The sequence below is a fragment of the Anoxybacillus amylolyticus genome (assembly GCF_001634285.1).
GTDB lineage: Bacteria > Bacillota > Bacilli > Bacillales > Anoxybacillaceae > Anoxybacteroides > Anoxybacteroides amylolyticum.
This window is the reverse complement of the sequence record NZ_CP015438.1, coordinates 628,370-642,595: the sequence shown is the minus strand read 5'-3', so window position 1 is coordinate 642,595 and position 14,226 is coordinate 628,370. Positions and strand designations below refer to the sequence as shown.

General features: G+C 42.9%; 18 protein-coding genes and 1 pseudogene. 7 read left to right on the top strand and 12 right to left on the bottom strand.

Annotated features, from left to right (window positions below):
• Positions 1-2: 2 nt before the first annotated feature.
• Together GFC30_RS03230 and GFC30_RS03225 are read right to left on the bottom strand one after the other, a co-directional pair.
• Positions 3-626 carry a DUF47 domain-containing protein gene (locus tag GFC30_RS03230; RefSeq protein WP_066322889.1) on the bottom strand — a complete coding sequence of 208 codons (624 nt, stop codon included), beginning with the start codon at positions 624-626 and terminating at the stop codon, positions 3-5.
• 153 nt (positions 627-779) lie between these two features.
• Positions 780-1,256: pseudogene (locus GFC30_RS03225) on the bottom strand (leucyl aminopeptidase); the annotation flags it as partial.
• 146 nt (positions 1,257-1,402) lie between these two features.
• Between GFC30_RS03225 and GFC30_RS03220 the strand changes: the two are divergent.
• The gene (locus GFC30_RS03220) at positions 1,403-2,515 is read left to right on the top strand and encodes an RNA-guided endonuclease TnpB family protein (RefSeq protein ID WP_066322887.1); all 1,113 of its coding nucleotides are present in this window, start codon (positions 1,403-1,405) and stop codon (positions 2,513-2,515) included.
• Positions 2,516-2,757: 242 nt separating this feature from the next.
• Here the strand turns inward: GFC30_RS03220 and GFC30_RS03215 are convergent, their stop codons facing one another.
• Positions 2,758-3,129: a DUF309 domain-containing protein gene (locus GFC30_RS03215; protein WP_066322886.1), complete on the bottom strand. Its 372-nt coding sequence runs from the start codon at positions 3,127-3,129 to the stop codon at positions 2,758-2,760.
• Between the two features lie 77 nt (positions 3,130-3,206).
• On the opposite strand from GFC30_RS03215, the gene GFC30_RS03210 reads away from it, so the two are divergent.
• Positions 3,207-4,019, top strand: coding sequence for a cobalamin-binding protein (locus GFC30_RS03210; RefSeq protein ID WP_066327071.1), 813 nt, complete (start codon positions 3,207-3,209; stop codon positions 4,017-4,019).
• Between the two features lie 30 nt (positions 4,020-4,049).
• Here GFC30_RS03210 and GFC30_RS03205 read toward each other — a convergent pair whose 3' ends face one another.
• From GFC30_RS03205 to GFC30_RS03195, 4 genes are all read right to left on the bottom strand, one after another.
• Positions 4,050-4,748, bottom strand: coding sequence for a 3D domain-containing protein (locus tag GFC30_RS03205; protein ID WP_066322885.1), 699 nt, complete (start codon positions 4,746-4,748; stop codon positions 4,050-4,052).
• A gap of 104 nt (positions 4,749-4,852) precedes the next feature.
• On the bottom strand, positions 4,853-5,176 hold the full coding sequence (locus tag GFC30_RS03200) for a YuiB family protein (RefSeq protein WP_066322884.1): 324 nt from the start codon (positions 5,174-5,176) through the stop codon (positions 4,853-4,855).
• A gap of 63 nt (positions 5,177-5,239) precedes the next feature.
• On the bottom strand, positions 5,240-5,365 hold the full coding sequence (locus GFC30_RS17035) for a YuiA family protein (protein ID WP_158512125.1): 126 nt from the start codon (positions 5,363-5,365) through the stop codon (positions 5,240-5,242).
• A 340-nt stretch (positions 5,366-5,705) separates the two neighbouring features.
• Entirely contained in the window at positions 5,706-6,929 is a 1,224-nt protein-coding gene (locus tag GFC30_RS03195) for an NAD(P)/FAD-dependent oxidoreductase (protein WP_066322883.1), read from the bottom strand.
• A gap of 258 nt (positions 6,930-7,187) precedes the next feature.
• Between GFC30_RS03195 and yumC the strand changes: the two genes are divergently transcribed.
• Positions 7,188-8,180: a ferredoxin--NADP reductase 2 gene (gene yumC, locus GFC30_RS03190; RefSeq protein WP_066322882.1), complete on the top strand. Its 993-nt coding sequence runs from the start codon at positions 7,188-7,190 to the stop codon at positions 8,178-8,180.
• A 33-nt stretch (positions 8,181-8,213) separates the two neighbouring features.
• On the opposite strand, the gene GFC30_RS03185 is transcribed toward yumC, so the two are convergent.
• Positions 8,214-8,516, bottom strand: coding sequence for a LapA family protein (locus GFC30_RS03185; RefSeq protein WP_066322881.1), 303 nt, complete (start codon positions 8,514-8,516; stop codon positions 8,214-8,216).
• 163 nt (positions 8,517-8,679) lie between these two features.
• On the opposite strand from GFC30_RS03185, the gene GFC30_RS03180 reads away from it, so the two are divergent.
• Positions 8,680-9,408 (top strand): CAP domain-containing protein, encoded by a 729-nt coding sequence (locus GFC30_RS03180; RefSeq protein WP_066322880.1) that lies wholly within the window; start codon positions 8,680-8,682, stop codon positions 9,406-9,408.
• Positions 9,409-9,629: 221 nt separating this feature from the next.
• Here GFC30_RS03180 and GFC30_RS03175 read toward each other — a convergent pair whose 3' ends face one another.
• Both GFC30_RS03175 and dapF read right to left on the bottom strand, forming a co-directional pair.
• Positions 9,630-9,992 (bottom strand): HesB/IscA family protein, encoded by a 363-nt coding sequence (locus tag GFC30_RS03175; protein WP_066322879.1) that lies wholly within the window; start codon positions 9,990-9,992, stop codon positions 9,630-9,632.
• A 77-nt stretch (positions 9,993-10,069) separates the two neighbouring features.
• Positions 10,070-10,924: a diaminopimelate epimerase gene (gene dapF / locus GFC30_RS03170; protein ID WP_066322878.1), complete on the bottom strand. Its 855-nt coding sequence runs from the start codon at positions 10,922-10,924 to the stop codon at positions 10,070-10,072.
• A 190-nt stretch (positions 10,925-11,114) separates the two neighbouring features.
• Here dapF and GFC30_RS03165 point away from each other — a divergent pair, with 190 nt between their 5' ends.
• Entirely contained in the window at positions 11,115-11,819 is a 705-nt protein-coding gene (locus GFC30_RS03165) for a DUF2225 domain-containing protein (RefSeq protein ID WP_066322877.1), read from the top strand.
• 40 nt (positions 11,820-11,859) lie between these two features.
• On the opposite strand, the gene GFC30_RS03160 is transcribed toward GFC30_RS03165, so the two are convergent.
• On the bottom strand, positions 11,860-12,096 hold the full coding sequence (locus GFC30_RS03160) for a YuzB family protein (protein WP_458294214.1): 237 nt from the start codon (positions 12,094-12,096) through the stop codon (positions 11,860-11,862).
• Positions 12,097-12,365: 269 nt separating this feature from the next.
• Here GFC30_RS03160 and GFC30_RS03155 point away from each other — a divergent pair, with 269 nt between their 5' ends.
• Positions 12,366-13,436 (top strand): NAD(P)/FAD-dependent oxidoreductase, encoded by a 1,071-nt coding sequence (locus GFC30_RS03155; RefSeq protein ID WP_066322875.1) that lies wholly within the window; start codon positions 12,366-12,368, stop codon positions 13,434-13,436.
• Positions 13,437-13,466: 30 nt separating this feature from the next.
• Here the strand turns inward: GFC30_RS03155 and GFC30_RS03150 are convergent, their stop codons facing one another.
• Positions 13,467-13,802: a YuzD family protein gene (locus GFC30_RS03150; protein ID WP_066322874.1), complete on the bottom strand. Its 336-nt coding sequence runs from the start codon at positions 13,800-13,802 to the stop codon at positions 13,467-13,469.
• 95 nt (positions 13,803-13,897) lie between these two features.
• Here GFC30_RS03150 and GFC30_RS03145 point away from each other — a divergent pair, with 95 nt between their 5' ends.
• Positions 13,898-14,134 (top strand): NifU family protein, encoded by a 237-nt coding sequence (locus GFC30_RS03145; protein ID WP_027410081.1) that lies wholly within the window; start codon positions 13,898-13,900, stop codon positions 14,132-14,134.
• Positions 14,135-14,226: the final 92 nt, after the last annotated feature.

The window sequence follows — 14,226 nt, the reverse complement described above, 5'->3', positions numbered from 1 at the left end:
TTTTACGCGTTGCGCATAATAATCGTTTCAATTGTATTGGCTACATCTTCACAACTATCTGCGATTTCTTCTAACATCTCGTACAATTCTTTATATTGAATAAGTTTAATCGGGTCTTTTTGCGTCACAAATAAGTTTTTAATTGATGCGCGTAAAATTTCATCGCATTTTGTTTCAAAGTCTTTAATTTTGATTGCGTGAGCACGCATATCTAACAACTTTTTGCTTGCTAATAATTTTAATGCTTCAGCAATTTCAATCGTGCTTTGGTAAATATTATCGAAAAATTTCACCATATGGTCATCGATATCGGTAAATGAGAACATTTCAAAGCGTGCGGAACATTGCTCTAATCCGTCAAGGACATCATCCATTTTCATCGCCAATTGGTGGATGTCTTCCCGCTCGATTGGCGTAATAAACGTTTTATTAAGCGCAACAACGAGTTCGTGGATAAAAGAATCCCCTTTTTTCTCGTACTCTTTCATGACGCGCGCAAATTCTTTTAAATCGCTAACATTTTGAATTTTGTATTCCACAAAATATTGCGCCGCTTCTTTCACGTTTTCAGAAATCGTAAATAATAAATCAAAAAAAACATCGCGTTTTTTTGATGAAAAAACCATACAAAAACCCCCATTTATGTATTGATATTGAGCCACCCTGTCTTATTTTATCAACAATTGTCGAATTTACAACAAATTTAAAAAATCTTAACATAAAATTTACATTACCTTAACATTTCATTAAAAATAAAGAGCTATCCTTCCCGGATAGCTCTACTTCTCAAATCGCTCAACAAACGCCGCGAGCGTTCGTACCATTACCCCCGTCGCACCCGCTGGGCCGAGATCGGACGCTTTGGTCGTGACCGATGTGCCAGCAATATCTAAGTGTACCCATGGCGTATTTTCTGCAAATTCCGCTAAAAACGCCGCACCCATAATCGCGTGTCCTTCCCTACCTGGAGAATTATTCAAATCTGCAATCGGGCTATTCTGCACTCGTTCTCTATCTTTTTCAGTAATTGGCAACCGCCAAATAAACTCACCTGTTTCCGCGGATGCCTCGAGCAGTTGTTCAAACAGTGCTTCATCGTTTGTCATCGCACCAGTTGTATGAACGCCAAGCGCAATAATGACTCCACCTGTCAGCGTCGCTACATCAATGAGACAATTTGCTCCTTGTTGTTTCGCATACGTAATTGCATCCGCTAAAATAAGGCGACCTTCCGCATCGGTGTTCGTCACTTCAACGGCATTAGGCAAGGAGTCCCCCACCTCTAAGCGAAGGGAAGGTGGGGGAGGAATTGCCCTTTTTTATTTTTTGCACGAAAAACGGTTCATTCTTTCAGTAATATATGGTATAATTGTATATATAATGAAAAAAGGAGGTGAAACGTATGGAATTGGTCGTCACCGCTAAAATTCGGTTGTTACCAACGGAAGCTCAACACCTGCAACTCGTTGAAACGATGCAAGCGATGAAACAAGCGTTGAACTTTGCATCGAAAGTCGCATACGAACACCATCTGCTTTCCTCGTTTAAGAAACTGCAAGTCTTGGTGTATCGAGACTTGCGAGAGTTGTTCGGACTAAAATCACAAATGGCGTGTAATGTGTGTACCATTGTCGCAGGTGTCTATGCGTCCATGAAATCCAATGGCGAACGCACGCTAGCGGTGTTTAAAAAGCCTAAACTCCAATATTCGTACAATCGAGACTACTCGTTTACGAAAGACGGACAGATGAGCATTGGCACGCTAAACAAACGAATCAAAATGCCTTTTCTGACAAAAGGACAGGAACGCTATTTCGATGGCTCTTGGGAGTTTGGCACAGGTACACTTGTGTACAAAAAAGGCAAATTCTACTTGCATGTCGCAGCGAAAAAAGTGATCCATCCCCCTTCGGTGTATCAAAACGTGGTCGGTGTGGACATGGGGATGCGCTTTTTAGTGACCGCTGTAGATTCACACAACCGTCATTTGTTTATCAAGGGCACTCCCATTCAGAGCGTCAAAGCACGATACGTCCGACTTCGCAAAGAGCTCCAACAACGCAACACGAAATCCGCTAAACGCAAGCTAAAGAAAATCGCTGGACAAGAAAACCGTTTCATGACCAATGTCAATCATTGTGTCAGCAAGGCACTTGTTCAGTTTGCAGGAAAGCATAGCTTGCTTGTCCTAGAGGATTTGACAGACATCAACGATACGGTGTGCGTTCGCAAAAAAGACCGATACGTGCGATTCACATGGGCGTTCGCTCAACTCCGCTCGTTCATTGAATACAAAGCACGACTACACGACAGCCACGTCCTTGCCGTTCATCCTGCTTACACGAGCCAGCAATGCCCAACATGTGGGTTTACACATAAAAACAACCGCAAAAAACAGATCCATACGTTTATATGTGGGGCATGTGGCTATACATCCAACGATGATCGAGTAGGGGCGTTAAACTTACGCCAAAAGGGAATCGAGTACCATCATGGCGTGACCGCCCAAGCATGACTTGTGTGGTCGGGGTGCCGTCAACCACCCTCATGCAACCCCACGCGAAGGAAGGAGGACGAAGTCCGCTTGCACTTCTGGGGAGTTGCAAGCCCCCACTTCAAGCGTTAGCTAAGTGGGGGTAGTTGACACACCCCAACGATTATTGCTTCATGCCCTGCATTGCTCGGCATTTCTTGCATTACTGTAAACATTTGCTCACTTCCTTTCTATTCTTCTTTATTATACCTAATTTTTCTCAACTAGTCGTACAAAAATAAGACGAGTGTTGGAAGGGGTGGCAGCTCGTTCAAGGCGCTACTATCGACCCGGTCGATATCGGTCGGCATAGCTGCTAAACAACGTTGAATAAATACGCATACCTCATCTACACGAACACCCCAGTAAAACGGACGATATGGTTGTAAATACTCCTCTGCCGCCTGCATCATCCACCGCGCCCCTTTCACATTTCCATAGCTATAATGATAGAGCGCGACCGTCATTTGCAACAACCCTTTAATAAAAAAATTCGCTTTATCTGTCATCCAAATTTCTTCTAACAAATCATGACACGTATAGTAATCTCCTTCATTGAACTTCACAAAGAACTCGTAATACTCCATCGGATACATAACAATCCCCCCTTTTTTTCACAATACCACAAGGAAAATAAAACGAAAAAGCGAATGAGAAAAAAGAGGTGATTTTGTTGAAGCTTATTTCTCTTTGTCCAAGCAATACCGAACTGATTGCTTATTTAGGAAAAACGGACTGGTTAATTGCCGTAGATAATTATTCTGATTGGCCAGCATCTGTCCATTCCCTTCCACGCGTCGGACCAGATTTGCAAATTGACATGGAGCGTGTCGAGGCGTTGAATCCCGATCTTGTTCTCGCCTCATTAAGCGTTCCTGGCATGGAACGAAACATCGAAGAATTGAAAAAACGAAACATTCCACATCTTATTTTTCATCCACATTCGTTAAAAGAGATTGCAGCGGACTTGCTTCGGTTAGGAGAAGTGCTCGGACAAAAAGAGTGCGCCAAAGCAGTAGTCAAGCGATATCAAGATGTCATCGCTCAATATACGCAACTCGCCAAAAAAATAGAACAACCGCCAACGATTTATTGGGAATGGTGGCCAAAGCCGGTCTTTACGCCTGGAAAAACAAATTGGCTCAGCGAAATAAGCGAATTAGCTGGCGGACGCAATTTATTTGCGGATATCGAACAAGCAAATGTACAAACCGACTGGGAAGAAGTAAGTAGGCGAAAGCCAGAGCATATCGCGCTTGTTTGGGTTGGCGTGCAAAGCGAAAAAATCGACCGATCTCTCGTAAAAAAACGACCGGGATGGAACAAACTTGAAGCCGTTCAATCTAACTGCATTTACGTACTCGAAGAAGGGCTTTTTTGCCGACCGTCACCACGGTTATTACTTGGTTTAAAAAAACTGGCGTCATTGTTGCATCCCGACATTTTTCCAACCTACGACGAAGTGGACCCTGTTTTGCAAAAATAAAGAAGGGAGCAACCGCTCCCCTTCTGTTTTCTAGCTTTTCGATTGTACGTATTGTTGGCGAAATACTTGCATCGTTTCATCTTCGTTCAACTTTTTCAATTCATCTTCTGACAGTTTCCCGTCACCTTTTTTCACGACATACACTTCGACCGTTTTTTTGCCCCAATACTTATAAACATCGTCTACAGTATCATAGTACAAATCGATGCGGTTTCCTTTAATTGCGCCACCTTTGTCCGCCACCACCCCATACCCATAGCCCGGAATAAACAAAATTGTACCGATTGGAAACACATTTAAATCGGCAGCGATCGTTGAATATAAGTCTCGCTTTACGCGCACTCCTGAGTACGTAATTCCATATGCTGGATGGCTTGGCGACTTTCCTGTGGATTCTACCCCAGCTGTATAGCCAGTAGCGACAACGGTCGTGGATGGATATTGTGACCAATCAAACGCCTCCTCCAAACGTACCGTATCATTTTTTGCTACCTCTGATGAAATTTGCGGCTGTTCCCGTTCCTCGTATTGAATCCATTGGTCATCAGCTGCGGTGTAGTCTATATTAAAATAATTAGCAAAATAATAGCTGCGTTGAAAAAGAGAAAACGGTGAATCGTCCATCCAATCAATGATGGTACGCGCCTCTACCCCAGAAATGGATTGGAATGTTGTAAAGAGCGCGCACACAAATAAGATTGTCATGCATAACCTTCGTACAAAACTCATTTTCTCACTCCTCCCACGACTCTATTTATTTCCAAAAAGAGAAACAAATATTCATCGACAGGACGTGAGAAAAGAAAAAAGCCTTCGCCTAATGGACGAAAGCCTTAGAACATTTGATATCCTTTCGCTCGCAATATTCGAATGGCAACACCGGACAAAATTGCTCCAATTAGCCCGCTGCTGAGGATCATGACATCTGCAGGTGCTAATGTCAAAATTTTATGTTTTAACGCTGCAAACGACGCGCTTGGTGCGGTAAAATACGCCGATAACTTAACATCATCAATAATAAAAATAAAAACAACCGGACTTAAAATGGCTGGCAACCACGACATTCGTAAAATCATGTTTAGTAGAAAGCCAATACCAAAAAACAAAACAAAAAATAACAACATCGAAATGAGTAAAACAGGTATACTCATTTCCATCCCCATCACCTCCAGTACATCCTTTTTAAGTGTACTGAATGATAGACGGGGAGTCAACGAAAGTCATTCGTTGTTTTTTGTTTCTCCTTTCCCTGCACAGCAATAACATGTTTCCGAACCACCTAACAAAAGTTGCACATAACCATTCCCTGCACAATATGGGCATACTGTTTGTTCTTTGCGTTTCATAAGGATCCCTCTCTTTTTTCTTAATTTTCTGATAATATACCAAATTCCAATCGAAAAAGAAAAGAAGGATTTCTAGCGGTTTTATCTCATGTAAGCGAATACATCTAATGAATGCTCTTATTTTCTTTTATTTTCTCATCTTTTTATTTTTTTAATAAATCAGAAAAAAAGCGCCCGCCTTCGGCGAAGAGCGCACAAGCCCCACCGAGGAGAGCTCGAACCAAGCACGGCTTGCCTCCGACAGTGGAAAAATAAGTTAAACTCCCCAGTTGCATGTATATAGGTAAACCAGAATATGCTTTCTTACTCAGCAAAAAAAAGGGGCAATTGCCCCTTTTGGTTAGAAAATATTGAATTTTCCTTTTTTCACAACAAGCGACGGTCCACCAATCAAGAAAAGCGCGCGGTTGTCAACCATTTTTTTCATGAAGCTTGCTTTCGAACCCCACATTTTCTTTCCAAAAACAACACCGATTGCATCATCGTGACCAAGTGAGCATACCGTTCCTTTAATGTCTGGCTTAAATGGCTGCAATTCGCCTTGCTGGCGAATTAAAACAGCAAGGTTTTTCGCGCACAATTCACCTTGTTGCATTGCAATTTGCGCCGTCGGCGGATATGGTCGGTTTGTTTCTTCATTAATCATTAACGAACAGTCCCCGACAATAAAGACGTTGTCATATCCAGGAGCACGTAAGAACGGATCAACTTTCACGCGACCGCGCATCGCTTCAAATCCAGATTCATCAATGACATAGCTTCCGCGCACACCAGCTGCCCATACCACCGTACCTGCTTTAATTTCTTCTGTTTCGTCACCTTTTGCAACAACAATGCCTTCCGGCGTGCATTCTTTAATCGCTGTTCCGATGCGGAACTCGACTCCTTTGCGCTCAAGCACACCAACCGCGTATTCGACAAGCTCTGGGTCGAAGCCAGGAAGCGCAGTCGGTGCTGCTTCTACACAGATGATGCGCACTTTTTTCGGGTCGATATCGTATTCGCGGCAAAGTTCTGGTACACGATTCACTAACTCACCAAGAAACTCAATACCAGTAAACCCTGCACCACCAACAACAATTGTCAAACGCTCTTCCCGCTTTTCGATTTCTGTATTGTACGTTGCAAATTGGTATTCAATATGTTCGCGAATTTGGCGGGCAGCATTAATATTCGCGATAGAAAATGCATACTCTTTTAGTCCTTTAATGCCGAACGTTTCGGATTCAAATCCGAGTGCAACGACTAGGTAGTCGTACGAAAGCTCACCTTTTTCTAAAAGAACGCGTTGTTCTTGTGGGATGATTTTCACTACCGTATCTTGCACAAACTGTACTTTGTTACGGTCAATTACATCGGTAATTGGATAACGCACACGGTCATGATGAAGCGTTCCTGCCGATGCTTCATGAAGCCATGTTGTTTCATAATGATAATCGTATTTGTTCACCAGCGTAATGTCCGCTTCATTTACCCCAACCAATTTTTGCAAGCGAACCGTTGTCATTAAACCTCCATAACCTGCACCTAAAATAACGACATTTGGCTTTTTCAAATGAATCACTTCCACCCTTTTAATTTTTTTGTGTGTACAACTAGCGTGTGTCGCTTCGTTGCATTTTATCGAAAAAAGTTTGTGAAAAAATTCACGATGATGGACAAAAAAATGTCGAACAATTGTCGAAAAATCTTAACAATCTCTTCAAAAACATATTATGCTTTTTTTTTATTGTTTTCAAGTGATTTTTTTCTTTTTTCTAAAGGAATTATATATGGTATGATGTAGGTGTCTGTATTTTTCATAATCGAGGGGGAAGGGATCATGAAAGAAGACCAAAAAGTGTATGACATTACGATTATTGGTGGCGGCCCAGTTGGGTTGTTTACCGCATTTTACGGGGGGATGCGCCAAGCAAGCGTAAAAATTATTGAAAGCCTTCCACAGCTCGGCGGTCAGCTGTCGGCGCTTTATCCAGAAAAATACATATATGATGTCGCAGGATTTCCGAAAATTCGGGCACAAGAACTAATTAATAATTTAAAGGAACAAATGGCAAAATTTAACCCGACCGTTTGTCTTGAACAGTCGGTTGAAAAGCTAGAAAAACAGGATAACGGTATTTTCAAGCTCACGACTAATAAAGAGGTACACTATTCGAAGACAGTCATCATTACTGCTGGAAACGGGGCGTTCCAACCTCGTCGCCTAGAGTTAGACAGCGCTGCACAATACGAAGGGAAAAACCTCCATTACTTTGTAGACGATTTAAACAAATTTGCTGGGCAAAAGGTACTTGTTTGCGGCGGCGGCGACTCCGCGGTTGACTGGGCATTAATGTTAGAACCAATTGCAAAAAAAGTAACAATCGTACATCGTCGCGACAAATTCCGCGCCCATGAACATAGCGTGGAAAATCTAATGAAATCGAAAGTCGACGTAAAAACGCCATTTGTCCCTGTTGAATTAATCGGCGACGAAAACGGCATTCAAAAAGTCGTGCTTGAAAGCGCGAAAGATGGAGCGCGTGAAACGATTGAGGTTGATGCAGTCGTTGTCAACTATGGCTTTGTTTCTTCGCTTGGTCCGATTAAAGAATGGGGACTTGACATTGAGAAAAACTCGATTAAAGTGAACTCAAAAATGGAAACAAACATTCCTGGGGTATATGCGGCCGGGGATATTTGCACGTATGAAGGAAAAGTAAAATTAATTGCGTGCGGTTTTGGAGAAGCGCCAACCGCCGTCAATAACGCGAAAGCATATATTGACCCTAGCGCAAAAGTGCAACCGCTTCATTCTTCGTCGATGTTTTAATAAAAAGGGATGGCTCAACAAGCTATCCCTTCTTCATTTTTCATTTTCCACATCCACACTATCCCTTTTCTCCATTGTATCCATTTTTTCCTGCAGCTCTTTCTTTTCTTTTGCCAGTACTTTTATTTGCCGTTGCAATTGAAATATCCGAAAAAAGCCGAACGAAGCCACAATAAGTCCTCCCATTGCTGTCGAGCCTAGAATGATTAGAATCAATGGCCATTCTGTTTTTCCAAACAAATAATTAACAGAAACCGCATTCACATTAGCTACGGCAAAAATAGCGACAACGAGTGCAAATAACATCGCAAATAATAAGTTCCATTGCATTTTCATCATAATTCCTCCTTGTTAAATACAGTGTACCTCGTTATTTATCGCAACTCAACTATATTCTACTTTTCTTTCCAGTCGCCACAGCGATTCCCACCGTTACTTTCTTCATCGAAGCAAATACTACTCCCGTAAGCCCATTTTACAGTACTAGGGGGGATTACAATTGTTTAAAAAAGCAACGACGGTTTTGCTTGCTTCCGCGCTAGCAACTGGGCTAGTTGCCTGCAACAAAATGGGAATGGAGCGTAACGATAATGGGCAAAAACAAAATATTTCTGCGTTGCGCACCTCTATCCCAAGCAGCCAATATCCACATACGAGGGCAATATTAATCCAAGACGCAAAATACGACTTTATCCCGATCAGCCCTCAACAAGCGGGGCAATGGCAGGCACAGCTTCAGCCGCAATGGGAGCAACCAACGTTTCCATATTATTCTATGCCAAGACAGGCACAGCAAGCGCCGAAACTAGCTACTCCGACTCAGCCACAACAGACGCGAACGGCAACTGGAGTTAGCCAATTTGCACAACAAGTTATTGATTTGACAAATAAAGAGCGGGCGCGCGCTGGGCTTCCTGCGCTAAAAGCGGATGGGCAACTGAGCGCTGTTGCTCAGAAAAAGTCGGAAGATATGCAACAAAAGCATTATTTTTCACACACTAGCCCAACGTACGGGTCACCGTTTGATATGATGCGCGACTTCGGGATTACGTATCGAACCGCCGGTGAAAACATTGCCCAAGGGCAACGTACCCCGCAAGAAGTCGTAACCGCTTGGATGAACAGTCCAGGGCATCGTGCCAATATTTTAAACCGTCAGTTTACCCACATCGGGGTCGGATTTGAAAGCGGAGGAAACCACTGGACACAAATGTTTATCGGAAAATAATAAGAAAAGCGCAAAACGCCCGCCTATCGTCGAAGAGAGCCCGAACCGAGCATGGCTTAGTTCTGCGTGGGCAAAATCACTGAAATTTCTTCATGTATCGCCCCCAAAGAAGGGGCGGAGCGCATCACACCGATGGCGTTTGGAGCTAGACAGCCTACCCAATCGCAAAATTTTATACTTTCTTACCTTATAACAAAAGAGGAGCATTGTGCTCCTCTTTATTAACATTCTTCTGGTGTTCCAGTATTCGTTGCCGTACGGAATGACGAGCCGCAACCACATGTCGCAATGGCGTTCGGGTTGTGGATAGTAAACCCCCCACCCATAAGCGACTGTTTATAGTCAATGACTGTCCCTTTTAAAATCGGAGCGCTTTCTTTATCAACTAACAGTTTAATTCCATGTTGTTCGAACGTATAGTCCTCGTCCGTTTTTTCCTGTTCAAAGCCCATTCCATACGACAATCCACTGCAACCACCGCCTTTGATGCCAATGCGAAGGTATGCCCCTTCTTCCCCGTGCTCTTTCATCATATCCTTAATTTGTAGCGCCGCTGCTTCCGTTAACGTAACGACTTCGTTCATCGATTTCCCTCCTCTTAGTTTTCAACAACTAGCAAGTTTCTGTTTTTTACCAGTATATCGATTTTTCTCTACTTCGTTCAATAATAATAAACTCCTGTGCAAATCGTTTCTGCTGGGCCAGTCATTAACACATTCCCTTCATCGGTCCATATAATAACTAAATCGCCGCCAGCAAGGTGGACAATCGTTTCTTTATTGCGGGCTGTTTTACCATTTAAGACAGACGCCACTACCGCAGCACACGCCCCGGTGCCACATGCTTGTGTTACTCCCGAACCGCGTTCCCAGACACGAAAATGTAGTTCTTGATCATTTATCACTTCGACAAATTCCACGTTTACTCCTTCTGGAAAACGAGCATCTTTTTCTACGATCGGTCCGAGCGACGTCACGGGTGCATATGTAATGTCATCAACATAAAAAATGATGTGTGGATTTCCCATCGAAACAGCCGTAATTTCATACGTTTCCCCAGCAAACTCCACCTCTTCCGCTACCACTTGTTCCGCTTCCTCCCCCATCATCGGCACTTCGCTTCTTTTCAAGCGCGGGATTCCCATATCTACCGTCACGCTCGTCACGATGCCGTTTTCAACAAACACTTCCGCTTGTACAAGCCCTGACAATGTTTCAATCAAAAACGAGCGCTCCGTCACTAATCCGTGTTCATACACATATTTCGCTACGCAGCGAAGACCATTTCCGCAATTTTTTCCTTCCGATCCGTCGTTATTGAAAATACGCATTTTTACTGGCGCCACGTCTGATGGGCAAATCAGTATCATCCCGTCCGCCCCAATGCCTGTGTTTACATTAGATACTTTCATCGCCAACTCCGAAAATAGTGCCTCTGGAATTGTTTCTTCAAACATGTTGACATATATATAGCTATTTCCTAATCCGTGCATTTTCGTAAACGAAAACGTGTTCATAAAGCACCTCCTAAAAAAATTTTTACCTATAAGTATAAAGAAGATAGGCGTTGGAAACAATGAAAATATCCCCCGTTTTTTCATATACACCTGAAAGAAGATGTCATATCGGCATCTTCTTTTTTTGTTTTATTCCATGTATAATCGGTTTGTAATAGGTCTTTATTCTTACATATGCGGGGGAAGCACGATGGAGACTTTATACGATCGAACCGTTCACTGCCTCGTTTGCCACCAATCATATACGACGAAAAAAGTTCGCTCCCGCTTTCTTCGTCCAATAAAACACGATACCGACTTTTGTTCCTATTATCCGTCGGAAGAAGTAAATCCGCTATTTTATTACGTCAGCGTCTGTCCGCATTGCGGGTTTTCTGTAACAGAAGAGTTTTCATCCTATTTTCCGCCGAACTCGCTCGAGGCAATTCAAACAAACATCTGCCAAGCGTGGAACGGAAAGAATTATAACGGAAAACGGACGTTTCAAGAAACGATTAACACATATAAACTTGGTATTTATTGTGCTACATTAAAGCGGGAAAAACATATCGTACTTGCTGGATTATACATGCGCTTAGCATGGCTTTACCGAACGTACGAAAATACTGCCCAAGAAGAACGATTTATGCGGCTTGCTTTACAAGAGTACACTTTTTCTTACAGCAAAGACGATTTTCAAGGCACACACATGTCGGAAGTACGGCTCCTTTATTTGATTGGGGAACTACACCGACGGCTCGGGGAGCCAAAACAAGCGATTCTTTATTTTTCAAAGGTGATTGCAAAAAAGAAAGAAACAATCGAAAAACGAATCGTGCAAATGGCGCACGAACGCTGGCAAGAAATTCGTGAGCAGCAAAAATCATCCCCTCCGGAAGAAAAAAGCGGCATGTAGAAAGCCGCTTTTTTGTATGCCCGAAAACTTTTTGAACGAATTAAAACATTGCGTTTTCTTCTAAAAACCGATAAATATTGTCGACTAATTGCTCCGGTGTTTCACCTGTTACCACTTCCCCGTTTACTAGCGCAAAAAATGTATCAGCGCATTTGCCGCAATAGCTTAAACAGCCGTACTCCATAATATCTAAGTTCGGGTCTTTTTGCAGTATTTCTAGCGCTTTTTGTGAGCCATTCGCTAAATTGCTCACACAAAATTCGATCAGCGGCTGAATCATCGTTCGTCACCTCTCTATGTTCATCATCGTAACTATTTTTTTATCAAACGTCAATTTGTGATATGCTGTTTTGTAATATTCGCTACCTTTATTGTTTATCTGTATCATTTTTTCGAAAAATTGTTGTGATTTTGTCATATTTTCGCTATACTTTTAATGGCATTTGGTAAACGTTTTGCATATAACAAATCGCTCTCTCTTCAACCTAAGAGAGCGTATAATAAAAGCTACTTAGGAAAAAGACAGCGACAAAGGGGAATTTTAGCATGAGACATCTCGTTCTGCTCGGCGGGGGATATGGCAATATGCGTATTTTGCTTCGCCTTCTCCCAAATCAATTACATGAGAACGTTCACATTACACTCATTGACCGTGTGCCGTATCATTGTTTAAAAACAGAGTATTATGCATTAGCCGCAGGAACTATCAGTGACCATGACATTCGCGTAGCATTTCCAGAGCATCCTCGCCTCACGTATCGTTTCGGGGAAGTTGTCCGCATTGATCTCGGTGCCCAAGCAGTCTTTTTAGAAGACGGAACTTCTGTTTCATATGACGATTTAGTCATCGGATTAGGGTGTGAAGATAAATATCACGGGGTTCCAGGGGCGGAACAATTTACGTACAGCATTCAATCAATCGATAAAGCGCGCACGACATACCAAGCGTTAAACAACTTGCCGCCGCAGTCAGTCGTTGCTATTGTTGGCGCGGGATTAAGCGGGGTGGAACTAGCAAGCGAACTGGCGGAAAGTCGTCCAGATTTGCGCGTCATGTTATTTGACCGCGGAGAACGAATTTTACCGATGTTTCCTGAGCGGTTAAGCGAATATGTTGAAAATTGGTTTCACGAGCACCATATCGACATTATTCGCCAATCCAATATTACAAAAGTAGACGAAGATATGTTGTATAACCATGATCAGCCAATTCCGTGTGACGCAGTCGTCTGGACAGCAGGCATTCAGCCAAATCGGGTCGTCCGTGAGTTAAACGTCGAAAAAGATGCCCAAGGACGTGTCGTGTTAACACCCCGTCACCATATTCCTGGCTACGAAAACGTATATGTCGTCGGAGACTGTGCTAGCTTGCCGCATGCGCCAAGCGCCCAACTTGCCGAAGGGCAGGCAGAACAAATTGTCCAAGTGCTACAAAAACGTTGGAACGGAGAAGAACCTCCACAATCATTCCCACCAATTAAATTAAAAGGTATTCTCGGCTCTCTCGGCAAAAAACACGGATTTGGTCTTGTCGCTGATCGTCCGTTAACCGGTCGTGTGCCGCGCCTCTTAAAATCCGGCGTGCTTTGGATGTATAAGTACCATAACGGATATTAAAACGGGTGCCCTTCTCGGAGCACCCGTTTTTTATGCTTGTTCTACTGATTTATATCCGTATTTCTCCATTTCCTCATAAATCGCTTTTAATTTTGGATTCCCTTCTCCAACAATCGTCCCTTCTACAAGGACAACAGGATAAAACAAGTCCTCTTCCACTACTTTCCTTGCGAACGCTTTTTTCTCTTCATCATCTGGCGGCTGGAAAATATCGATGTATGAAATGACGAACGGCTGGTTCACATATTTCCGTTTAATGGCTGCCTCTAACCACTCATACGTTTCTTTTGATGAGGGCAAATTGACACAAGAGGGGCAAACGACCTCTGCGCCATATACACATATTTCAACTTGTTTAAATGGCATATGTTTCCACCTTTCCTCTCCATGGCGAAAAAGTTATTAGATTTTTTTCATTATAACGATTATAATAAAGTTACAGAAAGGAGTCGATGGGAAGAATGAGCGATTTAGAAATTAAAGAACAAGTGCAAGAAGTTTTAGATAAACTGCGCCCGTTTTTACTTCGAGATGGCGGTGACTGCGAGCTCGTCGATGTCGAAGACGGCGTAGTGAAGTTACGTTTACTAGGGGCTTGCGGCAGCTGCCCAAGTTCCACGATTACATTAAAAGCCGGCATTGAACGAGCTCTTTTAGAAGAAGTACCAGGCGTCGTCGAAGTCGAGCAAGTGTTTTAAAAAAAGCGGAAAGGGTGTCCCAAAAGCAATGGGGCACCCTTTCTTATAACGATCTATACACGCGGAACGTCTGCACAAATTGTATCTTTTTT